General features: G+C 37.7%; 18 protein-coding genes. 4 read left to right on the forward strand and 14 right to left on the reverse strand.

All coding sequences use genetic code 11. From position 1 onward, the window contains the following. Nucleotides 1–4: 4 nt before the first annotated feature. From ABMA76_RS06245 to ABMA76_RS06255, 3 genes are all read right to left on the reverse strand, one after another. Nucleotides 5–1,060 (reverse strand): methyltransferase domain-containing protein, encoded by a 1,056-nt coding sequence (locus tag ABMA76_RS06245; RefSeq protein ID WP_392907968.1) that lies wholly within the window; start codon nucleotides 1,058–1,060, stop codon nucleotides 5–7. 96 nt (nucleotides 1,061–1,156) lie between these two features. After that, nucleotides 1,157–2,962, reverse strand: coding sequence for an ABC transporter ATP-binding protein (locus tag ABMA76_RS06250; protein ID WP_393061144.1), 1,806 nt, complete (start codon nucleotides 2,960–2,962; stop codon nucleotides 1,157–1,159). Then, entirely contained in the window at nucleotides 2,962–4,638 is a 1,677-nt protein-coding gene (locus tag ABMA76_RS06255) for an ABC transporter ATP-binding protein (RefSeq protein WP_392957670.1), read from the reverse strand. Before ABMA76_RS06255 ends, ABMA76_RS06250 begins: the two co-directional genes overlap by 1 nt. A 48-nt stretch (nucleotides 4,639–4,686) precedes the next feature. Here ABMA76_RS06255 and ABMA76_RS06260 point away from each other — a divergent pair, with 48 nt between their 5' ends. After that, a complete protein-coding gene (locus ABMA76_RS06260; RefSeq protein WP_392907960.1) occupies nucleotides 4,687–5,115 on the forward strand; it encodes a hypothetical protein in 429 nt (142 codons plus the stop codon). Here ABMA76_RS06260 and ABMA76_RS06265 read toward each other — a convergent pair. Genes ABMA76_RS06265 through ABMA76_RS06290 form a run of 6 tightly spaced genes read right to left on the reverse strand, consistent with a single transcriptional unit; the run spans nucleotide 5,112 to nucleotide 10,868 of the window. Further along, the gene (locus ABMA76_RS06265) at nucleotides 5,112–6,266 is read right to left on the reverse strand and encodes a hypothetical protein (protein WP_393061146.1); all 1,155 of its coding nucleotides are present in this window, start codon (nucleotides 6,264–6,266) and stop codon (nucleotides 5,112–5,114) included. The two genes, ABMA76_RS06260 and ABMA76_RS06265, sit on opposite strands and share 4 nt — an antisense overlap. A 42-nt stretch (nucleotides 6,267–6,308) precedes the next feature. Then, entirely contained in the window at nucleotides 6,309–7,091 is a 783-nt protein-coding gene (locus tag ABMA76_RS06270) for an enoyl-ACP reductase (RefSeq protein WP_393061148.1), read from the reverse strand. A gap of 9 nt (nucleotides 7,092–7,100) precedes the next feature. Next, entirely contained in the window at nucleotides 7,101–7,511 is a 411-nt protein-coding gene (gene fabZ / locus ABMA76_RS06275) for a 3-hydroxyacyl-ACP dehydratase FabZ (RefSeq protein WP_392907953.1), read from the reverse strand. Next, nucleotides 7,511–8,251 (reverse strand): SDR family oxidoreductase, encoded by a 741-nt coding sequence (locus ABMA76_RS06280; protein WP_393061150.1) that lies wholly within the window; start codon nucleotides 8,249–8,251, stop codon nucleotides 7,511–7,513. Before ABMA76_RS06280 ends, fabZ begins: the two co-directional genes overlap by 1 nt. An 18-nt stretch (nucleotides 8,252–8,269) precedes the next feature. Further along, complete coding sequence (locus tag ABMA76_RS06285) at nucleotides 8,270–9,709, reverse strand: phytoene desaturase family protein (protein WP_393061152.1); 1,440 nt, start codon at nucleotides 9,707–9,709, stop codon at nucleotides 8,270–8,272. Nucleotides 9,710–9,713: 4 nt separating this feature from the next. Beyond that, entirely contained in the window at nucleotides 9,714–10,868 is a 1,155-nt protein-coding gene (locus ABMA76_RS06290) for a hypothetical protein (protein ID WP_392907945.1), read from the reverse strand. 131 nt (nucleotides 10,869–10,999) lie between these two features. Here ABMA76_RS06290 and ABMA76_RS06295 point away from each other — a divergent pair, with 131 nt between their 5' ends. Next, nucleotides 11,000–12,910 carry an ABC-F family ATP-binding cassette domain-containing protein gene (locus ABMA76_RS06295; RefSeq protein ID WP_393061154.1) on the forward strand — a complete coding sequence of 637 codons (1,911 nt, stop codon included), beginning with the start codon at nucleotides 11,000–11,002 and terminating at the stop codon, nucleotides 12,908–12,910. A gap of 236 nt (nucleotides 12,911–13,146) precedes the next feature. Further along, complete coding sequence (locus ABMA76_RS06300) at nucleotides 13,147–19,926, forward strand: tandem-95 repeat protein (RefSeq protein ID WP_393061156.1); 6,780 nt, start codon at nucleotides 13,147–13,149, stop codon at nucleotides 19,924–19,926. On the opposite strand, the gene ABMA76_RS06305 is transcribed toward ABMA76_RS06300, so the two are convergent. Then, a complete protein-coding gene (locus ABMA76_RS06305; RefSeq protein WP_392907938.1) occupies nucleotides 19,923–21,473 on the reverse strand; it encodes an NAD(P)/FAD-dependent oxidoreductase in 1,551 nt (516 codons plus the stop codon). The genes ABMA76_RS06300 and ABMA76_RS06305 overlap by 4 nt on opposite strands. Before the next feature lie 90 nt (nucleotides 21,474–21,563). Here ABMA76_RS06305 and ABMA76_RS06310 point away from each other — a divergent pair, with 90 nt between their 5' ends. Further along, nucleotides 21,564–22,805: a CinA family nicotinamide mononucleotide deamidase-related protein gene (locus ABMA76_RS06310; RefSeq protein ID WP_392907936.1), complete on the forward strand. Its 1,242-nt coding sequence runs from the start codon at nucleotides 21,564–21,566 to the stop codon at nucleotides 22,803–22,805. Between the two features lie 16 nt (nucleotides 22,806–22,821). Here ABMA76_RS06310 and ABMA76_RS06315 read toward each other — a convergent pair whose 3' ends face one another. From ABMA76_RS06315 to ABMA76_RS06330, 4 genes are all read right to left on the reverse strand, one after another. Then, nucleotides 22,822–23,436 (reverse strand): transposase, encoded by a 615-nt coding sequence (locus ABMA76_RS06315; RefSeq protein WP_392989011.1) that lies wholly within the window; start codon nucleotides 23,434–23,436, stop codon nucleotides 22,822–22,824. Between the two features lie 342 nt (nucleotides 23,437–23,778). Then, a complete protein-coding gene (locus ABMA76_RS06320; protein ID WP_392907934.1) occupies nucleotides 23,779–24,243 on the reverse strand; it encodes a cyclic nucleotide-binding domain-containing protein in 465 nt (154 codons plus the stop codon). Nucleotides 24,244–24,285: 42 nt separating this feature from the next. Beyond that, nucleotides 24,286–25,257, reverse strand: coding sequence for a hypothetical protein (locus ABMA76_RS06325; RefSeq protein ID WP_392907931.1), 972 nt, complete (start codon nucleotides 25,255–25,257; stop codon nucleotides 24,286–24,288). Nucleotides 25,258–25,301: 44 nt separating this feature from the next. After that, nucleotides 25,302–26,602, reverse strand: a 1,301-nt coding sequence (locus tag ABMA76_RS06330; RefSeq protein ID WP_393061158.1) for an OmpA family protein, incomplete at its 5' end; no start/stop codon positions are given.

Here is a 26,602-nt window from a genome sequence, read left to right on the forward strand (position 1 = left end):
ACTTTCAATTTGATTTAAATATACAAAGGTTACCTTCATCGACAATAGTCGGTGAGGGCCAGCCATTCTCATCGGCCAAAATATTTAGCCAGATATTCGCATTCCCTTTTGTCACAATAGTCACTTCTTGTTGACGACTTATTTCTAAAATTTGCTTCAAAACATATTCATATGTTTCTTTAGAGAATGGGTCATAAAGGTAGTAAATATCAGCGATAGGAATTGAAAAAGACTTAAGTGAAAGATCTTGAACTTTGAAGACTAAATTCTCTTCTAGCCCTAGTTCCTCACAAGCATTATTAGAAACCTCAACACGGTGAGGGACATATTCGTATCCGACAAAGTTTAGATCTGGTCTAACAAGAGAACAAACTAATCCAACACGGCCATAGCCAGAGCCAAGATCTACAATAGAGCTGCCTTTAGCGGCGTCAATTTGATCGAGAGCGAGTAAAATAGTGGAATAACCAGATTGAACACCAATTCCGGCCCTTTGATAGAGGCGTTCATTTGTTTCATGATCATATTCCATTTCTTGATCCAGATTATAATTTAGATCGAAGATATCATCGAGATTATCAAAAGTCCGATACAGGTTTGGCCCTTGGTGCCCCATCTCTTGGGTGCGTCCCTCTTGATCCTTTTCTTCTTTGATAAAGAAATCACTCATTGTATTTAAAGAGTGGATAAGAAATTCTTTCTGTTCTGGTCCTGTTTTATTAGTGATTGATTCTAGGATTTGAGTTTCTATCTTTTTAGAGCGTTTCTTTATATCTTTTAACTTACTTGGTCCACTACCCACAAGGAAGTCACTAAGGAATGAGACGGCCTCTAATTCATCATCAAAAAATGGTGAGATGAAATTTTCATAAGATGTCACTTGGCTACTTTTCTTATCTTCTTGTTTTTGCAGCCAAAGTTCATCTTTTAAAAAATCCATTACTGTCACTAAGAAAGCAGATTTTGTGTAGAGACAAGCAAGTTGTAGAGGTGAAAACTTAGTGGTGTCACCTTTTTTACCTTCTAGTAAATTTAAGAACATTAATTCAGATATACTCATCTTGTCTCCATGGTGTTTAACTAAAACGATCATGGTTGCTAAGCATGAGCCTATTAAATTATTTAGATCATAGCTTTATAATGGCCCTAAGTAAAATTAGAGGCCATTATTAGAATTAGTCGCTTGTGTTAGGTTATAAAAAATCCCCTTTTGAAGCATTAGATTGTCTGGAGTATCGAATTCTGCAAGTCTTCCATCTTTGAAAACAAGAATCCTATCACATTCTTTAATTGTATCGAGTCTGTGGGCAATAAAAAATGATGTCTTACCTTCCATCACATTATGAATCCCATCATGAAGAATCTTTTCAAAATATGGATCAACATGTGCCGTGGCCTCGTCTAAGATGAGAATATTAGGATTTTGTAAACAAACACGCGTAAGAGAAATGACTTGTTTCTCACCTGCAGAAAGATTTGAACCACCATCTTTTAAGACACTATCTAAGGTTAGCTTTGAGTAACTCATTACCTTACTCATTCCAGTCTTATCACAAATTGAAAGGATATCTTTATCTGTGAGATCAGGATTTACAGAGAGATTTTCTCTAAGAGTTCCATCAAAGATAATAACATCTTGTGAAACAATTCCAATCTGATCACGATAGTGATCAATATCTAAATCCTTGAGGTTTTGACCATCAATTAGAACCTCACCTCTTTGGTAATCATAAAGACGAGATAGAACAGCAACAGCAGTAGTCTTTCCAGAACCAGTTGGGCCGACAATCCCAATTTTTTCACCCTTGTGAATTTTAAATGAAATATCATTTAATGCCGTACTGATTTCATTATAGCCCATGATAACGTTTTTAAACTCAATTTCCCCATTAATCTTGTGATGTCTATTATCATGCTGATCAAAGACTTCTCTTTCTGTTTCAACTTCAATAAAGTTTGCAACACGATTCACACTTGTAAAGGCCGTAATGATATTGGCCATCTCTCTAAAAAGAGAAAGCACTGGCCAGAAGAACCTCTCACAATAGCGCATAAGAGCAATAAAAAGAGCAAGAGTTAGCGTGCCATCTAAGTAAGCATTCCCACCAAACCAAACTAAAATTAGAAGAGGAAGTCCGCATAGAAAAGACAACATTGGCATAGTTAGTGCATAATATGAATTTGCACTTAACTGGACAACCTGTTGTTCATTAACCGCTGATTTGAAATTATCATAAGACCAATCCTCAACGCCAAAAGAGCGAATAACATGAATTCCATCAATATATTCGGAAAGTTTTGAGTTAATATTTGATGAGTACTTACTAATGGCCCTATTAAGTGATCCAATCTTATCGCGAGTAACAATTAAAAAGATAACTGCTGGGATCATCCCAGAGATAACCATTAAACCAATTTTTAAATCAGTAATGAGCATTGCTGTTGCTGATGAAATAATCATAAGAACAGAGATGGCCAGACGTCCTAGAGAGCTTGTAAAGAATTTCTCAATCCCTTCTACATCATGAGTCATTCTCGTAACAATACGTCCCTGGGGCCATGAATCAAAGAATTTAAGTGGTAAGTGAGATAGTTTTTGAAAAAGACGATCTCTAATTTTCAAGATCACAAAACTTGTTTGTACAATTAAATAACGGCGGCCCACGTAGTGAATAAGAACACCTCCTAGCTCAAGAGCTAAAACATAGAAGGCCCATTTCTTGGCAAGTTCCCAATTTGACTTCGCAAGCCCCTCACCAACTAATACCCCAAGAGCATGACCAGATAGCATTGAAAAAACAGTGAATGTAATAAGCATAAGAATCGACACTAAAATTTTTAGACGATGCCCTTTAGCAAACTTAAACAAAAAGGCAGTTGTCTTTAAGGCCGAATGTCCTTGCTCTTTGTGTTTTGATTCATCTTGATCATCTTGTGCTAAGAATTGTTTTGCATCACTCATTACTTAACCCCTGCTTCGATACGATCTAAATTAATCACCTTCTCGCAATACTTTAGCGTTGATTGTCTGTGAGCAACCCAAACAAGAGTTGACTCTGGCAGGTATTTATTAATATTTGATAAAATAGTTTCTTCAGTGACAGTATCGACTGCTGATAAACAGTCATCTAAGAGTAAAATCTCTGGCCTTCTCACAAGAGCTCGAGCAAGAGTTAGTCTCTGTTTTTGACCACCAGAGAGGTTTACACCCCACTCTCCAAGTTGTGTATCAAGGCCATCATCAAAACCTTCAATATCACTTTTAAGACCTGCAATCTCTAAAACTTGCCACAGAACTTCATCTTCATACTCTCGATCCATCAGAATATTGTTACGAATAGAGTCAGCAAAGAGAAATGACTTTTGATGAACCATGGTAATATGAGATCTTAAGAATTTGTGGCCATACTCCTTGAAAGGACGGCCGAAGAAAGTCACTTCCCCTCCAATATCTCGTTCAAGTCCACTTAGGATATTTAAAAGCGTCGTTTTTCCAGTACCAATCTGACCGATAATACCGATACGCATACCACGTTTCACTTCAAGGTTGATATTTGAAAGAATATCGTTTCCTTCATCATACTTAAAACTCAAGTCCTTAAGATTAAAAACGGTATCACCAGTTAATTCATGGTCAACTTTCTTATCGAGTAAGTACTCTTCTTTTAAATGAGTATAGATTTCAGCAAGACGTCTTAGAGATGTAAAAGACTTTCTCCAATCTGAAATAATATAACCAAGTTCCATAAGTGGATCTTGTAAAAGGAGAACAAGACCTTGGATAGCAACAAACTCCCCAACTGTTATCTCACCCTTCATTAGTATACTAAAACCGTAAGTAAATAGAATGATATAGGTTGCAAATGATGCAAGTCCAGAAGAAGGAATATAGAGCATCGAAGTGTTATTTGCCTCTAGTCGCATTTTACGATACTTCTGAGCACCAGCGAATAAACGCTTGTACCAGAAGAATGCTGTATTTCCTAATTTCTGTAGCCTTACTGTTGAGATGGCCTTTGAAGTTTCATCATTAAAATAAGACAGATAATCCTGTGCCACATCGTAGCGTTCCATTTCAATTGTTGAAATATAGCGAACAAGAATTGGAACGATTAATAGAGCTAATACAGATATTATAGTAATCTGTATATTGATCATAAAGAGAGAAATAACAGTAAATAAACCTAAAAAGAGTACATCTGCAGCACCCACAAGCGTGAAGCCAAAAACAAAGCGGGCCTGTCCAACATCACTATTGGCAGCACTCATAAGAATTCCCTTAGGATATTTATTAACTAGTGTGTCCATAGAAAAGTATTGGGCATTTTGCCAAATGTCGTCTTTTAAGAAACCACCAGCATGATGTGTTTGTCTACCTAAGAAGATACGCCAACCAACACGGCCAAAGTAGAGCATAACCCTAGAAAGTAAAACAACTGAGAATATATAGAAGAATTTATGCCTTAAATCATCGCCGGTAATAAAATAATCAATTGTCCAAGAAGGCATGGTTTTATTCGTAAAGAAGTCAACGACATCCCCCATGGCCCGTGAGTAAAATACCTGACAAATATTACAAACTACTATTGAGATAATTCCTAGAAAGTAAGCTGATTTTTTGCGGCGTAAGTAATTCAACCAAATTTTATAGTGCATAGTCATTGCAAAATATTATATGATTTAAAAATGAGATTTCATATTCTTTTATTGTTAATATTTTCTGTCACGTCACCTGTCTACGCCGAGCTTGCAGAGTTTGACTCAGGACCAGGTAACGCAAAAATATTTAGGATTGATGCACTTGAAAATTACGTCAAAAAAATCAGAGAAGAAATAAGTCGCGTCGAAACAGGTATGGATGACAAAATGGGCAAGGAGCTTAAGTCTCTTAAGGCACAGCTTGAAGAACTTAAGAATAAAGAAACTAATATGGACGGCCTCAAGGTTATCGAAGATCGCTTAAATAAACTGGAACTAAAACATGCTGATGATGTGAAGAAGATGCAGGCCGACTTTAGAAACCTACAGCAAAATATCGATCAATCACTTCTAGATTTATCAAATAAAATCCTGCAGCGTATACAGGTCTTTGAAAAGTATCTTCAAAAACCTTAGTGTGAACAGTACCTATATTCATTTTCAGATATTTTTAACTTCTTAGCGATCGTTGGCTGAGCTAAATAAAGTGAAGTCAATCTTCTCTTATTAGATATGTAAGATGAGCCCTTTCTTAACTCTTTGTCTAAACAAAGCTCACTCCTTAAGTTATCGACATCAATACCACTATGGGCCACAACCTCAGCACTAAACCAGTCTGCAAAGACCTCATCTAGTTGATCTCGTTGTTTTCCTGGAAGTGGATAGAGAGAACGATTACATGTTGGATTTGCTAAGAGGTTGTCACTAACTTCTTTAGTTAATACTTTATTTTGAACTAAGAAGTTAAGTTGTGAATCATCTCTATACTTGGCACCAGCACTTGTTGAATTTCTTAAACATTTTTGAATAGATTCAAAAGGATTCTTACTCTTATAAAAACCAGAGTAACGACAACTATCAAATGAGTGGGCAATTTCATGGGCTATAAGACTCACCAAACTTGCACGATACTTAGCAAAAGCAAAATTTAAACCTTCAAGTCCGATATTAATTTCGTTAGATTTTGGATCATAGGAAAAACCCCACTCTAAGAAATCGCGGGGAGCTTGCGCGACCTTAGTACCAGAGACCTTCTTTGGTATAAAGATTTTAATTGTCTTCACCTTCTCTTCAATTTCTTTAAGCGCCTTAGATTTACCAAGTTGAATTTTCAAAACAGAAAGAGCACTCTTTTTAGCGCGCTTAAAACTATCTTCAAGGAGGGCAATTTTTTTCTTCGTGTATAAATTAGTGAATACAGCTGAAAGTTCTTTATCAAGTAAATCCTGAATAACTTTCGGGCGATCTTTGAATGTGCCAGAAGAAAGAACGATATTTTCGATATAATAAAGACGCCATTGTTTTGCGACATTGACAGGGTCGTTAATATCAAGCTTTCTACGCTTAATCCAACTCGTTACAACAGGGCTTTTTTTAGCAATTAAACTTCCCAGCGCCTCATCAGCAACAGCGGCAATTGGCCTAGAGTTGGCCAGATCGACTTTAAGCTTTGCAATTTCATTATAAATTGACTCATCTTTGTCAAAACTGACTTTTTTACAATATGAGTTGTATGTAGGATTTGCAAAGAGACTTATTGAAAAAAAAATGGGGAATAGAAACTTCATTCCCCTATTATAGCTTAAAATAATTAAATGGATTGTATGGACTTATTTACCGGAAACGACCGATTGATCAAAGTGGTTAGAACGCATTCCACAGTCGACTAAAACACCAGAAGCATTAATCCCGCTTGAAGCACTAGATAATAAGAACGCTACCGTATTGGCCACTTCTTGTGTTTTGAGAGCTTCCTTTCTCATCGTAAGCTTTTCAGCAAAGATATAATTATCAATATAACCAGGAATCCCAGCAGACGCTGAAGTCTTTAAAGGTCCTGAACAAACACTATTAAAACGTACACGTGAAAACTCACTAAAGCTTTTCGCTAAATAAGAACAAGTCGTCTCAAGCATTGACTTAATAGGTCCCATATAACCATATGACGTGGCCTTTGTGTCCGAAATTGAAATAGTCACAACAGAAGCATCTTGCTCAAAAAGAGCTGACAATTCATTTGATAATTGAACCAGTGAAAATGAAGATATTTGCGTCGCTTGAGCAAAGTCTTCCCAAGAAGTCTCATGAAAAGGCTTAGGGTTTGCTAGGTTCGCAAATGCAATTGAATGTAGCATTCCATCTAGCTTTACTTCATCTTTTTTAAGATCAAGTGCGAGCGCCTTAATTTGATCTTCTTTAGTTACATCAACAAGGTAGTTTTTCGATTCTGGAAAAAGTTTTGAAAGCTTTGCTTGATGATCCTCACTTTGAACAGTGAACACACACTTTCCACCATTTTCGATGATTGTTTTTGCACTGAAATAGGCAACACTTTTCTTATTTGCAACACCAGTGATTAGAAATAATTTATTTTCAAAATTTAAAAAACTCACTTTATACCTTTATACTTTTGCACATGTAAATTCGATTGAAAGAACGCTCTTACCTGCAACCTTCGTTCTTCCCTTAAAATAAAATGCATTTGAGATTTGTTCAGTAAGTTCAACTTCCATCACTAACTCATCACCAGGGCGAACCATATTTTTGAATTTTGCATTTGATACTTTTGCAACGACACCAAGTCCACCATCAGCTCCTGCGGCCATTAGACATGCCCCCGATTGAAATAGTGCTTCCTGCAAAAGAACACCTGGCATAATTGGATTTCCTGGAAAGTGCCCCTTAAAGAAGTCTTCTTCTCCGGTTACTTGATAAGTCGTCACAATCTTATTACCTTCCCTTTCAATGATTTTATCAACAAATAGAAAAGGCTCTCTTTGAGGGATTAGATCTTTTACATTAAGTTCACTCATTACAGCCCACCTGTTACTTCAAGTGATGCACCTGTAATATATGCAGCTTCTTTAGATGCTAGAAATTGTACAGCATGTGCAACTTCAGAAACCTTTCCAAATCTTTTTAGAGGAACTTGCTTCTTGTATTCTTTAACCTGCTCAGTAGGAAGATCTGCAATCAGCTCAGTTTCAATAAAGCCAGGACAAACGTTATTAATCGTAATCCCTTTCTTACCAACTTCCTTAGAAATTGATTTACTCATGGCAATTTGACCTGCTTTAGAAGCAGCGTAATTAGCTTGACCTGGTAGACCAAGACTTCCACCAACAGAGCTCATATTAACGATTCGGCCATATCTCTTTGAAAGAAAGTGATTCACTGCTCTTTTTGTCATTAAAAATGTACCAGTTAAGTTAATATCAAGAACACGTGCCCAGTCTTCATCTGGCATGATTGGAGAAAGGTTATCAAGTCTTATACCTGAGTTATTTACAAGAATATGAATTTGCTCGAATTGCTCATTCATACGATTCCAAAAAGCTTCAACTTCTGTCGCATTTGAAACATCAAAGGCCTCAAGAAACAGATTTTCGCCTAACTCGCCTAACTCTGCTTTAAATGCATTAGCAGCGTCGTGGTTACCAGCATAAGTAGCGATAACTCGAGCTCCACTTTTCAAGAAAGCTTCAGTGATTCCACGGCCAATTCCACGAGTTCCACCAGTAACAATTGCAACCTGATCTTTAAAATCAAACATATTCATTCCTTTTATTTTTTAATTTTCGCTAGATTTATCTAAGTAAGTATTTAAGTCATGCCCTACGATTACACCGTAGTTTGCGGCCCCAAGCCAGCCAGACATAATAATTCCAACAGAGCCTGCATGAAAAAGGCCCTTTATTTCATTTGGAAGTTCTTTAGAAACAGCGAGTCCTTCAAACTTTGTTCCAAATGAAGATCCAAAGTGATGGTGAGTATACTTCTCAACGGTACGAGGAGAGGATACATTTACATGCTCAACCTTGTCCTTAAAGCCAGCAACGAGCTTTTCCATTGTATCAAGAGCATTCTGCGCAAGATATTCTTTGCGCTCTTTATACTCTTCATCACTTAAGTGCATCCAATCCTCATAGCGAGCATTGATACTCGAAACGACAGCATATTTTTGTTTCATATGCTTTCTCATATCTGGATAGTAGATAGAAAAAGTTTGTGAGTACGCCTTAGGTGAAAGAAGTAGGTCTGTATCAAATTTATCAGAGCTTGAATAAAAGATCAGCTCACCAATATTTGGAATCGACTCTCCTTCTTTGAGCCCCATAAAGACCTGACATGAAGATGAGTTAACTCTTACGGCCTTTGCTTCTTTAGCAAATTTTTCAGAATAATTCGCATCTGGAGTCATTTTAAAGATTGTATTATAAAGGGCAGAGTTAGAAAGTACTGACTTTGATAAAACCTTTTCTTCTCCAATTCGTACACCTTTTGCCACATTATCTTCAACTAAGATTTCATCTACTTTTGCATGAAGTTTGATATCAACTCCGTTGGCAAGAAGTTCATCTTTCATCATCCCAATAAGCTTATCCGTTCCACCTCTAAAGATATAAGCACCTTTATTCATGAAATTAGAAAAAACAATTCCAAATGTGATGGCCTCATCTTCAAGTGTTGAACCATTAGCGTAAGCAATAGGCTCAAGTAGGAAGCGAACGACATCATTTCTGCCAGGAAAGTATTTTTCGAATAATTGGCCATTTGTCATGGCCTCATCATCGTAAAAGTTCATTGCACGAAGTTCGTTGAAGAAACCCACAACATATTCACGATCAAGTTTAAATTTCTCGACCATAATATTGATATAATCTTCTTTCGTAAAATCAGTATCAATTTCAAATTGTGGATTGATAAATCGAATTTTGTCCACACGCTCAATACAGTCAGCAATATCTTTTGACCAGTATCGACGACAAGTCTTAATCATCCCAACAGGAAAGCCGTGAAGAGAGATGTCAAAAATATGTCTTTCACCTTCATTTGTTGGACGTCTAAACCAAGTAGCAAAGCCACCTAATTTATTATGGGCCTCAAGCAGAAGTACACTTCTTCCATCTTTGGCCAGTTTATTAGCTGCCGTCATCCCAGCAAGCCCTGAGCCTACGATGATGACGTCATAAAATTTAGTAATCGGATCTTTCTTTTTCAGTAATGCCATTTTCTTATAACTTTTTCTTTAATACCATTGTTGATAATTTTTGAGTTTTTGGATTAATTACATAAACAATAAATGCAACTGTACCATTGTCATTGATACGTGGAGCGTGAACAAATGGAGATGTCGTTGCATCAACAACCTCGTAATCAACACCATTAATAGAAAGTGCATCACCTTCACCAATTAGTTTTGACCACTGTCCGTTTGTATATGTAAAGATTGCAGCAACACCTGTTTTATCATATCCGCGGATAATAATGTCACCCTTATCATTCATAGCTGGAGCGAAGCCATCAAATTTAGAAATCGTCTCACCTAATGAAAGAATTGGTTTAATAATTCCATTTGTCGAAGCAAAGAGTTTTACTCCTTCATTTGTTTGCGCCCAAACTGCAATATCACCCTTCTTGTTTACAGTGTATTGATTTTGAATTGCTTTAATTTTTGATGATGGTTGTCCATCGCTATCTTGCATAACGATTTGACGACTACCTTTTTTAATATTGTAAAGGTAGAGACGATCCGGTTGGGATTCAGCAGTAGACTTCCCCATTCTAACTTTTGTTAGTACATAATTCCCTGCCGTTACAGGAGAGAAGATATAACCCATCTCTTTTGTAAAGCTAGTGAAAACATCTTTTTGGCCATCAAGGTTCTTGATCACAACTTTTGCTTTACTAGTTCCAAAAGAATGACGGTAAATTAAAGTGTCTTCGCTATTCATGGCCACACCTGAAACACCAGTATACATCCCTTCAAAGTTTTCATGCTCTAAACGCTTACCTGTTTCAAGGTTGATCGTGTAAATACCAGTGTGTTCGTAACCATTATTAGGAGCAAAAACAACATGATCTTGTCCTGTCGCTCCATCATTGAAAAGATAGAACTCACTAATGGCCTCGTCACCGTTTCCAGCAAAAAGCTTTACATTGTCACTTTGATCTCCACAAAGAATTCCATATTTAGAAATTCCATTATCTGCACCACTTAAAGAAAAACAAACCTTGCCAGAGTTCTCTAATCTTAGAGAAGTACTAATCCAAAAAGTTTGATCTGGAAGATTTATATTTAACTCACCACTACTTGCTAATAATTCGTAATTTGCTTGTGCATTTAGTAAGCCAAAAGCGGCCAATGCTATTTTAAATAAATTTCTCATAATATTTACCCCGAAATAAGTGAAAGTGTGTGTTATTAAAGGCATTATCATACCTAAGAGGCTTCATTTCGGCTAGAAAATGGATGACAATTTTTTGGGCCAAATGGCTAAAAATAGGTTAGATTTGACCTATGTCGATCCTTTGTAACGTAAAAAACACCAATCTTGCCTTTGGGCAGAAAGTCATTTTCAATAACGCACAATTCTATATTGAGCATGGTGATAAAATTGGCCTCATTGGGCTAAATGGAATGGGAAAATCTTCGCTACTAAAAATTATAAACGAAGAGTTAGTACCTGATTCATCAACACCCCCATTTACATTTGAAAAGGCCACTAAAGCACAAGGCCCAACTCTCGAATTTAATGTTTTTAAAGTCGACCAAAATTTCACAATCCCAAATGACGATATCACTATTGCTGAATATTTTTATTTTCAATATCGTGATCTAAAAAAACTCAATGATGACTTACTTGCTCTAGACTTATCAACAGATAAAGGACTTGAGAGACAAAACGAAATCATGGAAGAGCTTGAGCATAAAAACTACTGGGAGCTCAAAAATAATTACGAAAGTTATATCAAATCATTTGGCCTTAATAATCTTCACGCAAAAATAAAAGGCCTTTCAGGTGGAGAGCAGAAAAAGATTCAACTAAGTCTTGGATTAACGGCAAAAGAAAATCTCATTCTTTGGGATGAGCCAACAAACCACTTAGACTTTGAAACGATCGAACAATTTGAAGATGAGATTATGAAGTCGAATAAGACTCACGTAATCATCTCCCACGATAGATACTTGCTTTCAAAAGTGACGACAAAAATTTTTCATATCCATGCCGGAGTTGTCTCCCCTTTTAAGGGAACGTACGCTGAGTACCTTGAGTTCACGGCAGCACAGGAAGAGCTAAGGATTAACTCTTTAACAAAGTTGAAGAACTCCCTACGCAGAGAGACTGCGTGGATGCGCCAAGGGATCAAGGCCCGTGGAACACGCTCAAAGAAGCGTGTTGAGAACTTTAACGACTTATCGAAAGCAGTCCAAAAATTAAAGGATCAGGCACGCAGTCAGCTTGATCTTGCCATGAACGATAGCAATCGAAAGACAAAGCAACTTGTCCAATTCAAAGACGTTTCTTTTGGTTTTGAAAATCAAGCCCCATTATTTGAAGGACTCAATCTTTCAGTATTTAAAGGTGATAAAATTGGTGTTCTTGGAGAAAACGGGGTTGGTAAGTCAACTCTAATGAAATTAGTTGCTGAACGCCTCACGAATACAAGTGGAATAATTAAAAGGGCCGATGATTTAAAAGTTTGTCTATTTTCGCAAAAGAGAGATGAATTTGATTTAACAAAATCGCCATATGATCTACTCGGTGAAGGTGAAGATTTTATACATTTCAAAAATGGCCGCTCAATCCATGTTGCAAGTTATTTTCAAAACTTCCTCTTTGATCGCGGTGAACTCTATCGTCCTCTTTCAAGCTTTTCAGGTGGTGAGCTTAATCGACTTCAATTAGCGCTAAACTTGAAGAATGAGGCAGATATTTGGATCTTTGATGAACCAACAAACGACCTTGATATTGAATCGATTGAAATCTTAGAACAAAAACTCTCCGAGTTCCAAGGGACTGTTATTATCATTTCTCACGATAGATCGTTCTTAGAAAATATAACAAATCGTGTATGGCTAATTGAAAATCAATCTGTCACTAAGTTCTCAAGTGGTTTCACATTTGTCCGTCCATACCTTGAGGCGCGTGAAATTGAAAGAAATCTAGAGAAGCAGCAAAGCGAGGAAGAAGTTAGGCCACAAGCTGTTGAAGAAGTGAAGGTCGAGACAAAACCAAAGGTTGATACTGATAAAATTGAAGCCGAAATCATGGATATTGAAGATCAAATTGCTAAAATTGACGAACTACTTTCTCGTTTTGATTACTCAAATATGGATGATGAAAAGAACCAATTAATCGCAGGACTTAATCAAAAAAAGAGTGTTCTCAACGAAAAGATTGAAGAACTTTTTGAGTTATTATCTTAAATAGTTACCAACTGCCATATAAGCTTGGCTATTTCCTAGAGGAAATGGCCAAAATACCTACCTAAACTACTGAATTCTTTACTATTTCAATACTCTGTTATTATAAAAAAACCTTAAAAAGTATGTAATATTTCCGATAAGAACTTGAAGAATAAAAGTGGTACGTAAACAGGATAGGAACAAGTTTGAAACTTAAGGCAATATCGGCCATCGCCATATTAGCGCTGGTCTTACTATTGACGAATAAAAATTCAAATGACGAAAGTCTAGTTAGTTCTAACGATCTAAGTCACACAAATTCTATTGAAGAAAATAAACAAAGAAATCCCAAACGTACACCGGCCTCCACGTCAGTAAAGTCAAAAAAGAAAATCTTCAGACCAAAGAATACTGCAGCTGTTAACAAGTCCGCAGATAACGATCATACGACACCGGCCTATATTAACAATAATTACCCTAGTGACTCTACTCACTCGACAGGAGATCTTAATTCTAGTGATAGAGCTATAAACGTAACAGAAGACGCGACTCCAGCATACTCGGGTTCTAACAACCCAAGCTCTTCTCATTTCTCTCCTCCTGAACCAACGAGAGATTTGAGTAGCAATAAAAATATTGCTCAAGAGTCAACGGCTTCATCGAGTTCAAGCTTTTATTACCAAACAACAGTACAATCACAAGAAGAGTCGACTTCAACGTCAGGCCAAAGTTCTAAGTCCTCATCTTCTTCTAAATCTGATCCATACATTCCTCCGACACCAAGACTACAGGGGTTAGTGCCACCATTAAATGGTGTTATTACACATACAAATTTCTTTTCTCGTCAATTTAGTGCCTATGCAGCAACGACTTGTCCTGATCCAAAAGTTGCAGTCTTTGATACTGTGACGATGTCAATATTAGAAGACAATCCAATAGATTTAGAGACTATTGAAACTTCCACTCAATTTGAATTCAATATTAATGATCTTGATTTAGACTTAACAGCACCAGCGCGCTACAAGATCAAGCTTTTAGGTTGTGATTTTGAATTAGAGAAAATTGTCACAAGCTTCTATAAAAACCAAAATATTACAGCAGCTTCAACAATACTTGCGCAACTTCCTTCAACTAGTGTTGATTATTCGACAGATGCGAACTTTACTAAGAAATTAGAAGAAGCTGAAGAGGCCTTATCAAAATCTCTTGATGAGAATCTGACTAATCTTGAAGATGCCTATACACAAATTGAAAGTGATAGCGATATACAAAATACATTTAACGAACTAACAGATGGTGAAAGTCTTGAGGTCCTAAAAAGCTCGAAGCCAAAAATCAAGCAAATTTTAACGCCAACTTTTATGGATGAGGGTGTTTCCGCTTCATACTCAGCGCTTGCAGATCACTGGGATTCGAATTATCAAATTGCCTACGAGTGGTTTGTTGATGGTGTATCGACAGGAACAGGAAATGCTTGGAGCTACACTCCTCCATCAAATACTCTACCAAAGGCAACAATCACACTTAAAGTTGGTAAAAAACAAAGTGGTAATGACCGCGTTGATACAAACTTCCCTTTTCATGAAAAGAGTTATGTAATTGATATTAATCAAGTGAATGACGCTCCTACCTTGGTAACACCACAAACAATTAGTGCAACAGAAGATTCAAACTTAGATTTTAGTTTAACAGAAGGTGTTGACCCAGACTCATTCTCACAAACTTATTCAATTGAAACGCAACCAACAAATGGGTCTCTAAACTGTAGTGCTGGTACAACTAGCTGTACATATACTCCAAATCTTAATTTCACAGGTAATGATAGCTTTACATATAAAGCAAATGATTCCGAGCTTGATTCAAATATTGCTACAGTTAACATTAATGTAGCAAATATAAATGATAGGCCAACAATTGCAGCAAATGAAACTTTTAGCGTGGCAGAGGACACAGTTTTAAACTTCAACCTCACTGACTCAAGTGATATAGACAATACTAGTGCTGAGTTAAGCTATAAATTAATCACGCCCCCTTCAAATGGGACCCTATCAAATTGTTTCACAACAGGTACTTATACTTCGGACTTAAGTTGTACTTATACACCAAGTGCAAACTATAACGGAACAGATACGTTTACCTATATCGTAAATGATGGCCAATACGATTCAATTGGCCAAGCAACGGTGACAATAAATACAACAGCAGTAAATGATGCTCCAACACTTTCTTCAACACAGACACTTACGACAGCAGAAGATACTCTTCTTGCATTCACTCTAAATACAGGAAGTGATATTGAAGCAGATACACTGACTTATCTCGTGGTTTCCACAACTTCAAATGGAGTTTTAACATGTACAGGAGGCACTTCAAGAGATTGTCAGTACATGCCTTCAGCGAACTTCAATGGCGTTGATACTTTCACATATAAAGTAAACGATGGCAGCCTTGATTCAAATATCGCGACCGTTACAATTACGGTTTCTTCAGAAAACGATGCGCCACTAATCGGAAGTAATCAGAGTGAAACAACAAATGAAGATACTCTTGTAAGTTTCACGCTAAATAGTGCGACAGATATTGATGTACCAGCACAAACACTTCAATACAAACTAATTACAGGCCCTACTAATGGTACCCTTTCAAACTGTATTACAAGTGGAAGCTACACAACAGATATTACTTGTGACTATACTCCGAATTTAAACTTTAATGGAACAGATACATTTACATATCGAGCTAATGACACGCTAGCAGACTCTCCAACAGAGGCAACTGTTACAATTACTATTGCCGCAGTAAATGATGCCCCAGTACTGGCCGCCACACAAAGTGTTTTAACAACAGAAGACACTCCTGTTAGTTTTGACTTAAACGCGGCAACAGATATTGAAAATGATGCCCTTACTTATACAATAGTTTCAACAACTGCTAGCGGTACACTTGTCTGCGATGAAGGAAGTTCAAGAGCATGTACTTATACTCCAAGCGTAAATTTTAACGGTCAAGCTAGTTTTACATATAAAGCAAGTGATGCGGGCCTTGATTCTAACACAGCAACAGTAACAATTGACGTAACTGCTATTAATGATGCACCTGTGATGGCCTCAAACCAAAGTTTTTCAACTGATGACAACACACCACTAAGTATTACACTATCAGATGCAACGGATGTTGATGGAGATAGCTTAACTTATAAGATTACATCGATGCCGACAAACGGAACTCTAACGAATTGTATAACAACAGGGAGTTACGGGACAGATCTAACTTGTACATATACTTCTAATGTAAACTATAATGGTACAGATACTTTCTCATTTATCGCCAATGACTCAACAACAGATGCCATAAGTTCAGCGACTGTCACAATCACAGTAGCTGACAAGACTCCTTCAGCATCACCTACTATAGCTCTGAGCTCTGCTCTTTATACGAATTCTACGAATACTAATCTTACAGTTAGCTCATGCAGTGATATAAGCTTTGTCCTAATTAATGAAGGAACTAGGCCAGCTCCTGCAGATAGCTCTTGGCAATCTTGTTCAACGGCAGCTTCGGCCATTACATATACATTGGCCAATACAAACCAAGGACTCCATACACTTAAGGCATGGTCTAAAGATGCAAATGGCAACGTATCGGCAACATCAACAGACATCTCTGTTTACTATGATACGGTGGCCCCTACAATTTCGCTTTCGACAATTGCTAATCAAGCAGGCTCAAATGGAATAACACTTTCATGGGATGTTACAGAAGATAATATTTCAGCTGCACAAACACATACAATCGACTATTGGAATGGTAGTGCTTGGGTAAATATAACTTCGACACTTAATGCAAGTGTAGGTCCATTATCGAATACAACCTTCACACAAGCATGGACAGTACCTGCCCTAGATATAGAAGACGCTAAAATAAGAATCTCACTTAGTGACCTAGCTGGAAATACTAACACAGTAGAATCGAATACATTCTGGATTGATTCGACATCACCACAAATTGCCCACGACACTTTTACATCATATGGACAAAGTTCAACTAAGACATTTTCATGGACATTAACTGAAAAGCATATTGATGCTGGTGCAAATGACTTCACTCTAAGATTCTTTGATGGAAGTTCTTGGCAAAACCTAACGGCCGTAGCTGCGGTAACAAGTGAAAATATTTCAAAAAGCTACTCCACTGATATTAGCTTAGGTAGTGAGGCCAATAACGCAGTCTTTGAAGTAAGCTTTACAGATGCAGCAGGACATAGCACGACTGTACAAAAATCTTTTGTGATAGATGGAACAGCACCAACGATTACATCGATTTCATTAAATGGTGGTGCAACAACCACTGGGAATAATAATGTACAAGTCGATCTCACTGCAGCTGATTCCGCATCAGATATCACATATATCTGTCTTAAATACGACGATGCAACTCAGCCGGCAAGTATTAGCGATGAATGCTTCACGACCCTGCCAGAAGTAAAAAGAGCACAAAACCTAACAATTACGAATGCAGATAATATTTATGTACGAATTGGTTTTGTAACTAATAGCTACAGTGTTTATGCATGGGCAGCAGATGCTGCTGGAAATATTTCGACAAATACTCAAGTAGTTGGTGTTGACAAAGAGTCGATTAATTATATGCCAGGAACGCCGCCTGAAATTTTTAATATTAGTGCAACTAATACAAATACACCAAGCTCACCTGCAACTTTAACACAGCTTCAAGCACCAAAAGATAGTGATCTCTACGTCAAGTGGAAGGCCATTGATAACGAAGGACTCGCAACTAACCCAATTAGTATTTACTACTCATATATGGATGGGACAGAAGAAAAATACGCGCTACTACTTGATAATATTGCTAACACGCAAGGAAGTGGTTGTACGATTTCGGCCCAAGAAACAGGCTGTATCAAGCTTACGGGCCTATCACCTACTGATGCTGTTTATAAAATTAGAGTTGTGGCACTTGATAGCGATGGTAGTGAAACCTTTATGACTTCGGCGCCTCTTAATGAGTCTAACTTTAGAATTATTGCAGGAAGTACAGAAAAAGGTGTTGGTGGAAGTGGTCGTTCAGTTATTTTTAAAGATGGAAACTCAACTTACGAAATAGACCAGTTCTCTACAGCTGTAACTGACCGTGGTGATATTTTCTACCGTGACCTTGATGCAGGCCTATTATGGGTTGATCCTGCCACAGGTATTATTAAAGAGCTATTACCTACAACAGGTACACCAAGTGGAGATGGCGGACCAATTGAAAATGCGACTATTGGATTTGCTAGTGCCATTACACTTGACTACAACAATGGACTTCTAATTGTCGATAAGGGAAGTATTAGACGTATTGATATGAATACGACACCTTGGCAAATAACGACTCTAATCGGTGGAGGTTCGAACTCTAACCCAGGAACAAGTTTTGCACCAAGTGCAATCGACATTGCAAGCTTTCATCGATTTCTAGGTACACTTATCCCGCTACCAAATGGTGACCTCTACTTTAGAAGCACTTCAAGTAATACTGATCGAAATTGGTTTCACTTCGATGCAAGTGAAAATATCGTTAATCGTATACAAATCGACGGCGTTGGGATCTATTCTGATGAGACCTATAGCTGGTCAGGTAGAAGTGTTACAAATATGGCCATTGCATTTAATGCTGTAAACTCAGCACTTGAACACATGCATGTGACAGTTCACAAGCCTGTACCAGGAAATACTCATTATCGAGTGGCAAGACTAGATTATGCCTCAGGAACACCAACAACAACTTATAATGCAATTGCCCCTTATGATATCTATACAGGTTATCGTTCTATCTATAAAACTGGCCTTGATGGAAAAATCTACTTTGATTATAACCATGGCCGAAACCTCATGCTCTATGATCACGTAACAAATACGTACTCAAGAGTACTAGGAACAGACTCGACATCAAGTACACCGTGTGCAGATGGTACTGCCGCCACATCATGTCCAATTGACCTTCAAGGTTATTTTGTGAACCAACAAGGAAAGATCTACTTTAATGACCATGGACTTATTAGAACTTTAGATGACAGTGGTAATGTCGTTACTCTGGCCGGTCAATTCTCATCTTCGGGAGATGGAGAAAGTGCCCTTTCTGCTCGTATATCAGCTTCATGGCAAATTGATTGGGGTAAAGATAACGGCCTAGACAACACTATTGTTGTTGGGGATTATGTTTCCGGTACATATCGTGAGTTCACAATTGGCGGAACCATCGAAACTGTTGTTGGTGGCTACTCAGCTCGCTCTTACAGCTTTTCAGTTGATCGAACAACGGGAGATATTTTTGATGATGTTGGCTCAGGTGTTAATCGCTACAGCAGAACGACACTTACAAACACTCGTGTTATTGGAAGTGGTGCCACTTGGTATTTTGATGCAGGATCAGATGGCCTAGTTGGAACTGATATTAAATTTGATTGGTATAACGAACAAATTCTTGGAGTGGCAAATGGCCAGCTTATGCTTCACAAGTCACGATATAATGGCACAACAACATCAGATGCATTTATTAAACTATATGACATGAATGATAGTTATCGTCAGTCACATTTTTCAGGGATGCCTAGTACAGAGCGAGGAAGTTTCTATAGTGCTGGAACGCCTCTAGCAACATCTCGTGTACCAACTTATGGTGGAATGGTAAATGCACATTATGACTCAACACTAGGTTGGATGTTTAAGCAAACAAGCTCTGCACGAGTCATGGTTAAAGGTGGCGATGGAAATATTGTTGACTATACAATGCTACCAAGAACGACTAACGGCTTCACTCACGTACGCCACAATTCAAAGGAATACTACTATTACTGTGCAAGTAATAAACTTTGGCAATATAATTTTACGGATGATATTGAAACTGAATTAAGTTGGGATGCACAAGTTGATTGCTATTCATCACAGAGAAAAATTCTCTACAACCCAACTAATCATTCTGTTCACTTCTTAGTAATTCAAAATGGCCTATTTGCAGTTGCAGAGTATTTTCTTTAGATATTTTTTTCTTTACGAATCATGGCCATGGCAACTTTAACACCATCGACGGCCGCAGATGTAATTCCACCGGCATAACCAGCACCCTCACCACAAGGATATAAACCTTTGTGAGATTCTGATTCAAATGTTGCACGACTTCTTTTTATTGTCACAGGCGCTGAAGTGCGTGTTTCAGGAGCAAGAAGAAGAGCATCGTTATTAACAAAGCCTTTCATTTTCTTATCAAAAGACTCTAAGCCTTCACGAAGGCCTTGAGCAATAAATTCAGGTAAGATCGTTGTTAAATTATGAGAGAAGATTCCAGAAGGACAAGAAGTCTTTGGAAGATCTTTTGATACTCTCCCATCAAGGAAGTCTTGGACTCTTTGAGAAGGAATTTCTTTTCCACTCGCATTTGCAACAGAAGCCTCATAGGCCTTCTTTTCAATATCACGTTGAAAGTAGTGGCCATTTAAAACATCATCTAGCCCAAAGTCCTTACCAGCGTTAACAGAGACAACAAGTGCCGAGTTTGACCACGGCGAGTTTCTAGCAAAGTTACTCATTCCGTTTACAACAATACCATCAGCATCTGTTCCTGAAGACAGAACATAGCCACCAGGACACATACAAAAAGAATATGTTCCTTTATCTACTTCTTTATTATGATAAGTAAGTTTGTAGCGAGCGGCCCCAAGATCCTCTTGAACAAAGCGGCCATATTGAAGGAAGTCAACTTGCGAACGACGGTGCTCAATACGCACACCAACAGCAAAGTCCTTTGCCTCCATCGCAACTTCTTTATCTTTCAAATGATAGTAAATCTCTTTTGCTGAGTGACCTGTAGCGAGAACAACATTATTAGTCTCCAGAATTCTACCGTCACTAAGCTTTACACCTGCAACTTTCTTATCTTCTTCAAAGAGAACTTCATCAACTTTTACATTGTAGTGAATCTCACAGCCCTTATCTTTAAGATGATCAGTAATTTTCTTAATTAGGCCACGAATCTTATTTGACCCCAAGTGTGGATTAGAAACATAGGCCGTCTCAGGAGGTGCACCAAAGTCAACAAAACGATTCATTACATATTGGACGTAAGGAGACTTAATACGTGTAATTAGCTTCCCATCAGAGAACAGACCAGCACCACCTTCTCCAAAACATACGTTATTATCATCATCAAATTCATTATAACGCCAAAAGCGAGCGATATGCTTCATTCGATTATGAGCACGATCTCCCCTTTCGATAATAACTGACTTTATCCCATATTCAGCTAAGCGAAGAGCACAAAAAAGCCCCGCTGGCCCTGCACCAATAATGACAGGCGTCTGTGAAAAGTTATCGAGAAAATTAAATTGTTCACGGTAGGCCGCAAACTCTTCTCCAGGATAAATAATTTCTACTTTATAATTATAAATCGGCTTCTTACCGCGATTAGCGCCACGAGCATCAAGGGCCTTGTTATGGATTCGATAATCCGCAAAACCAGGAAAGTTTTTATTTAGGTAAAACTCTAGGTCTTGATCGTAGTCTAATTTAAAATTTGTAATTTTACTCATTCGTACTCTTTCTTTCTATAAATGATAAAGTTATGTGTTAAAATAATCAGCGTATATTATAACCTATGCTTCCTAAATTAAAGGATTAACATGGCCAAAATTTCCCAAATAATCATTGGTGACGAGCTGCTAAACGCAAAAATTAATGATCTTAACTTGCAAATACTTGCAAAAGAGATCGCTCCACTTGGATTTGACTTCAAGAAGTGCACGGTACTAGGTGACAAATTTGATCAAGTAACTCAAGAAATCAAAACCCAGGCCGCTGAAAATGACTTTCTTATCATTACTGGTGGGCTTGGGCCAACAAAAGATGACTTAACAAAATCCATTGTGGCAAATACCCTTGGGGTTGAACTTGTCGAAAACCTTGATGCAGAGAATATAGCAATTAAGCAATATGAGGCATTTGGTAGAATATTTTCACGTGAATCGAGTAACTATCATATGCTCCCAAAAGATACATCCCCAATCTATAACCCATCTGGACTAGCTCCAGGAATACATGCAAAACTTGGGGACTGTGAAATCTTTTGTACTCCAGGTGTACCAAGGGAATGTGAGGCCATGATTCGAGACAGTATTGTTCCAATGCTTAAGGATCGTGCAAAAAGTGGCCACGAGTTATTCGTTTGCCGAACACACAGCATCCCAGAAGAAACTATCTTCTTTAAGCTTTGCCCAAACCTTTGGGAAGATCTAGAACAATTTGGAAAAGTAAGCTCTCTTCCAATTGTATCAGGTGTTGATATTACAATTAACCTAAAACCTGAATTTCAAAATGAAGAGTCTCGTCAAAAGATTCGCAACATCATTGAAGCAACAGAAATTAAAAACAATATTTGGACTTACGGTCTTCGCTCAATTGAAGAAGTGATTGTTGAAGAAGCAAAAGCAAAAGGACTAACAATTGGCTTTGCTGAAAGTTGTACAGGTGGGCTTGCGAGCTCAACGATCACAAATGTTTCAGGATCGTCATCTGTCTTTCTTGGCGGCGTTGTAAGTTACGCCAACTCGGTGAAAGAAAATATTATTCACGTTAAAAAGGAAACTCTTCAATCCCATGGCGCTGTAAGTATCGAAACAGCAACGGAAATGGCCGCTGGTTCTCGCAAGGCCTTAGGTGTTGATATTGCAATTTCTTATACAGGAATCGCGGGCCCTGGTGGTGCGACTCCTGGCAAACCAGTGGGTACTGTTTGCATCGGTGTGGCCACAAAAGAAGGTGTTTCAGCTGAAAGATTTGAATTTCGTGGAGACCGAATGCGTTTGAAAAATAAATTCTGCCAGCAGGGTTTAATCTTACTGCTTGCGAAGGTACGCGACCTTTAAGGTACGCGCCACCTTTTCAGGATTTCAACATCTTGCGATCATGAGTACTTACACTAAGAGGGATTTCAAAAACACTCCTTTTTAAAGAAGTGCTAATTATATTAGATAAGTTACTTGAAAATCTTTGTTCATAATAAGACACCTCATCTGCATACTTAAAATGTGGCCTATAGTTTAACAAGCGAGCTTCAATGCTTGTGAAGTGTAAAGAACTATATGGATAATCAATACATCTTTCTACAATATTTACTCGTAGAGGATTTTGATAAATATAACGATATACATTTTGTAAATAATCCTGATTGGACACGATTGTCCACTTATAGCGATTACTGAATTTATGATTTATTACCCTTGCATTACGACTAATTAGTTTTGAAAGTTTAAGATTAAAATACATCATAAATCTATCAAGATTCTCATTAGGAGTTGTAATAAGTAAGTGATAATGATTATTCATTAAAACGAAACAATTTATTTCAACATTAACATTTTTCCGAGCATAAACTAATGCCTGCTTAGCTAAATCCCAAGTATGATACATTGGTAGAGGAAAAGGAACTTTATTATTAGTTCGAGATGTTACGTGATAAGGAAACTCATTTTGTCTTATTAATTTAGGTCTAGGCATTCAAACGTTCTGTCGCATCTGACATGACAAATAAATAAAAACGACATCATTTTATTTTTTTATTCAATTATGAAACATAGTACGCGCCACCTTTTCGAGATTCTAGAAAGTTATCTAACAAAAAGGAGAAATCTTCCTCAAAAAACTCACAACAATTAAGATTACTAATATAAAAGATATCATTCAATAATGAATACTAATGAAAGGCAACGAAGTATAAACTTTAGGCTTAAGTATAGAAGAAACTGGAGACCAAGTGATTAAAATCTCGAAAAGGTGGCGCGTACCGAAATAAGGGGGGCAGCTCAGTGAACTGCCCCTCCCCCCATCTCAGCGCTAGCTTTAGGCAGCTTTCTTAATTTCTTCCATTTCCATGATTAGGGTTGAAATTCGTTTACCTGCGCCCTGTAAACGTCCGGCCAGTAACCTTGATAGATTGAGTATCAAGAGTGAAAAGATTCGAGGATTGGTTTTGTACAGGCCGAATATGTCCGAGTAGTTCATGACGAGAACATCTGTATAATTGTCTGATTGAACAGTACCATAACGTTTATTTTCTTTAAGAAGAACCATCTCACCAAAGAGGTCACCCTTCTTACAACGAGCAATTTCTTTCTCATCAACATTAAAAACTTTTGCGGAGCCACTTAGGATGAGGAATAATTCCTCTCCAATGTCACCGTGTTTAAAAACATAGTCACCTGGCTTTAGCGTGAGAACTTTACAGTGCTCACATATAGTCATAATTTCGTTGTCGTAAAGGTCGAAAAATAGCGGACAACCTTTAACGATTGATAATACACTCATTTCTCTTCTCCAAATTAAAAGTCAATTTTACTTCTTACCTAATTAGGCAACGTTCTTCTTATCAGAGTCCACTTTCTTAATTGGAGCATCTTCACGCATGTATCTTTCGATACTTTGAAGAACTTTAAGTACACCTTGCATTGTACTCTGCTCCTTAGCATTACCTCTTTGTAGGTGATACCAAAGATTCTGCATTGAAGTTTCAACCTTCTTAAAGATCTTGTAACGCTTTTCCGGAAGAGGGAAAAGAGTGTTTAGGAAAGTTAAAATTAGAGAAAAGAAAATCCCCGCAATCGAAGTCTTCATCGAGAAGGCAACGTTGATAACGAAACGAGTAAGGTTATCTGAAGATTTTTCAATATTATTAAAGTCAATGGCCGCAATTTCAGGAAGGGCCATGGCAATACCAATGAACGTCCCGAAAACCCCAAATACAATAAATAAGTTTGGAAGAATATCGATCATACGGGAAGCACCATCGATAGGAATATGTCCATATAGCTTTGTCCAATTCTTATCATCACTCATAATACGATCAGTAAGCTCAGTATAATTTGGCGGAACAGTTGATTTAAACACCGAACTCTCTCCGTGAATCGAAGCAATAAGACCGTGTTTAGATCCGATATACTGATTCAGTGAAATACTTGATCCATCTGAGCTATCGATTTCTTTATCAATTTCTCTTTGTTGCTGTTGCATGACCTCTTTTCCGTCATAATGACGATTTTGAATATTGGCATTATTACTGAAACGAAGAGCATTATCTGGAAGGGCCGCATTTACACGTCCTAAAAGATTAGACATATAAGAATCGATATCATCGATTGGTATATTCTTTTGCTTGTCATCATCAATGGCCGCATCAAGCTCACGAGTAAAACGAGAGTAATAAGCATCATCATCTTTACTGTGACGATATGCTAGATAGCGGAATACTAGGGCACACACTAGAAGCCCCATCATAAATTCGATAAGATATGTACCGAAAAATCCTAATACTAACTCAATCATACGTACCTCTTTGTTAGGTCTACCAATCCTCGACTATTGGTATTCTATTTCACTTGTGGAGACAGTTGCAGTAGCCTCTCCATTGCTTTTGGATCATCTTTTAATGTAAAGCTCAGCTCAACACGTTGTGACTGTGAACAACTATACTGACCACATTTCATGTCTTCGTTTGCAAGTGGTACTGCAAAACTAGCTGGCTTTCTTTCTTCAACAATAAACCCTTTTGGTTCGATTAGTTCTGCAGCAATCGACTCACGCTGTCTCTCAATTACTGTCTCAAGAGGAATCGGTCTTGAGAAACCATAACCAATCGACTTCGTCACATTTCTCATATAGAACTTATATGGGTAGTTCATACCATCGCTATAGATATAGTTTGAAATAGCTAGGGCACGACGTGACGATAAGTTTAAGTTATAGTTATATGAGTAAGCTTCTGCCATCATTGGATCAAGTGCCTTACCACCAAATAGTGGAGAGGCGTGACCTTCAACATTGAAGCTATCAAGTTGCTCTCTTACTGTATCATCAGCAAATAAAACTTCAGAGTACAGTGGAATAAGCGACTTAAGTTTCTTCTTAGCATGCTTACTTAGTCTTGAAGAACCTGTTTCAAATAGTAAGTTCTTATCCATTAGAAGTGTTACGTTACCTGTTTTTGGATCAACCGCTGCATCAATATTGTTATTTCTAAATTTATCAGCAAGGTTTCTCGCAATATTTGCACGTAAGTTCTTCTTCTGATCTTCAACTTTCTTAGCAATCTTCTTAACTTGTTTCATAAAGTCTTTCTTATCATTTACTTCAGCTAGACATGAATTAAGTTTCTTATTAGCACCATCAAGTCCATTACCAAGTTCAGTAACTTTCTGATTCAAGGCACTTGATCCAGTCTCACAAGCATTTAGGTCTTCGCCAAGAGAGGCGATTTTACGACCAAGATTACCATTTTCATCATTCTTATTAGCAAGGGCATTTTGTAGGTCACTTACCTCTTTACCAAGCCCTGCAACTTTCCCTTTTAAATCATTATTTTCTTTTCCAAGCCCGGCCAGTTCACCCTTTGCTTTTCCAAGAGCTTCTTTAAGACCACCGTTTTCTTTTCCAAGACCGGCCAGCTTACCTTGTGCTTCACCAAGAGCTTTCTTAAGACCACCGTTTTCTTTTCCAAGACCAGCTAGCTCACCGCGAGCTTTCCCAAGAGCCTCTTTAAGTCCACCGATTTCTTTACCCATACCGGCAAGTTTACCTTTGGCCTTACCTAGAGCTTCTTTAAGTCCACCGTTCTCTTTACCAAGACCAGTTAGCTCACCGCGAGCTTTCCCAAGAGCGTCTTTAAGTCCAC

This window comes from Halobacteriovorax sp. ZH5_bin.2, assembly GCF_043196375.1.
In the GTDB taxonomy this organism is placed as follows: Bacteria; Bdellovibrionota; Bacteriovoracia; order Bacteriovoracales; family Bacteriovoracaceae; genus Halobacteriovorax_A.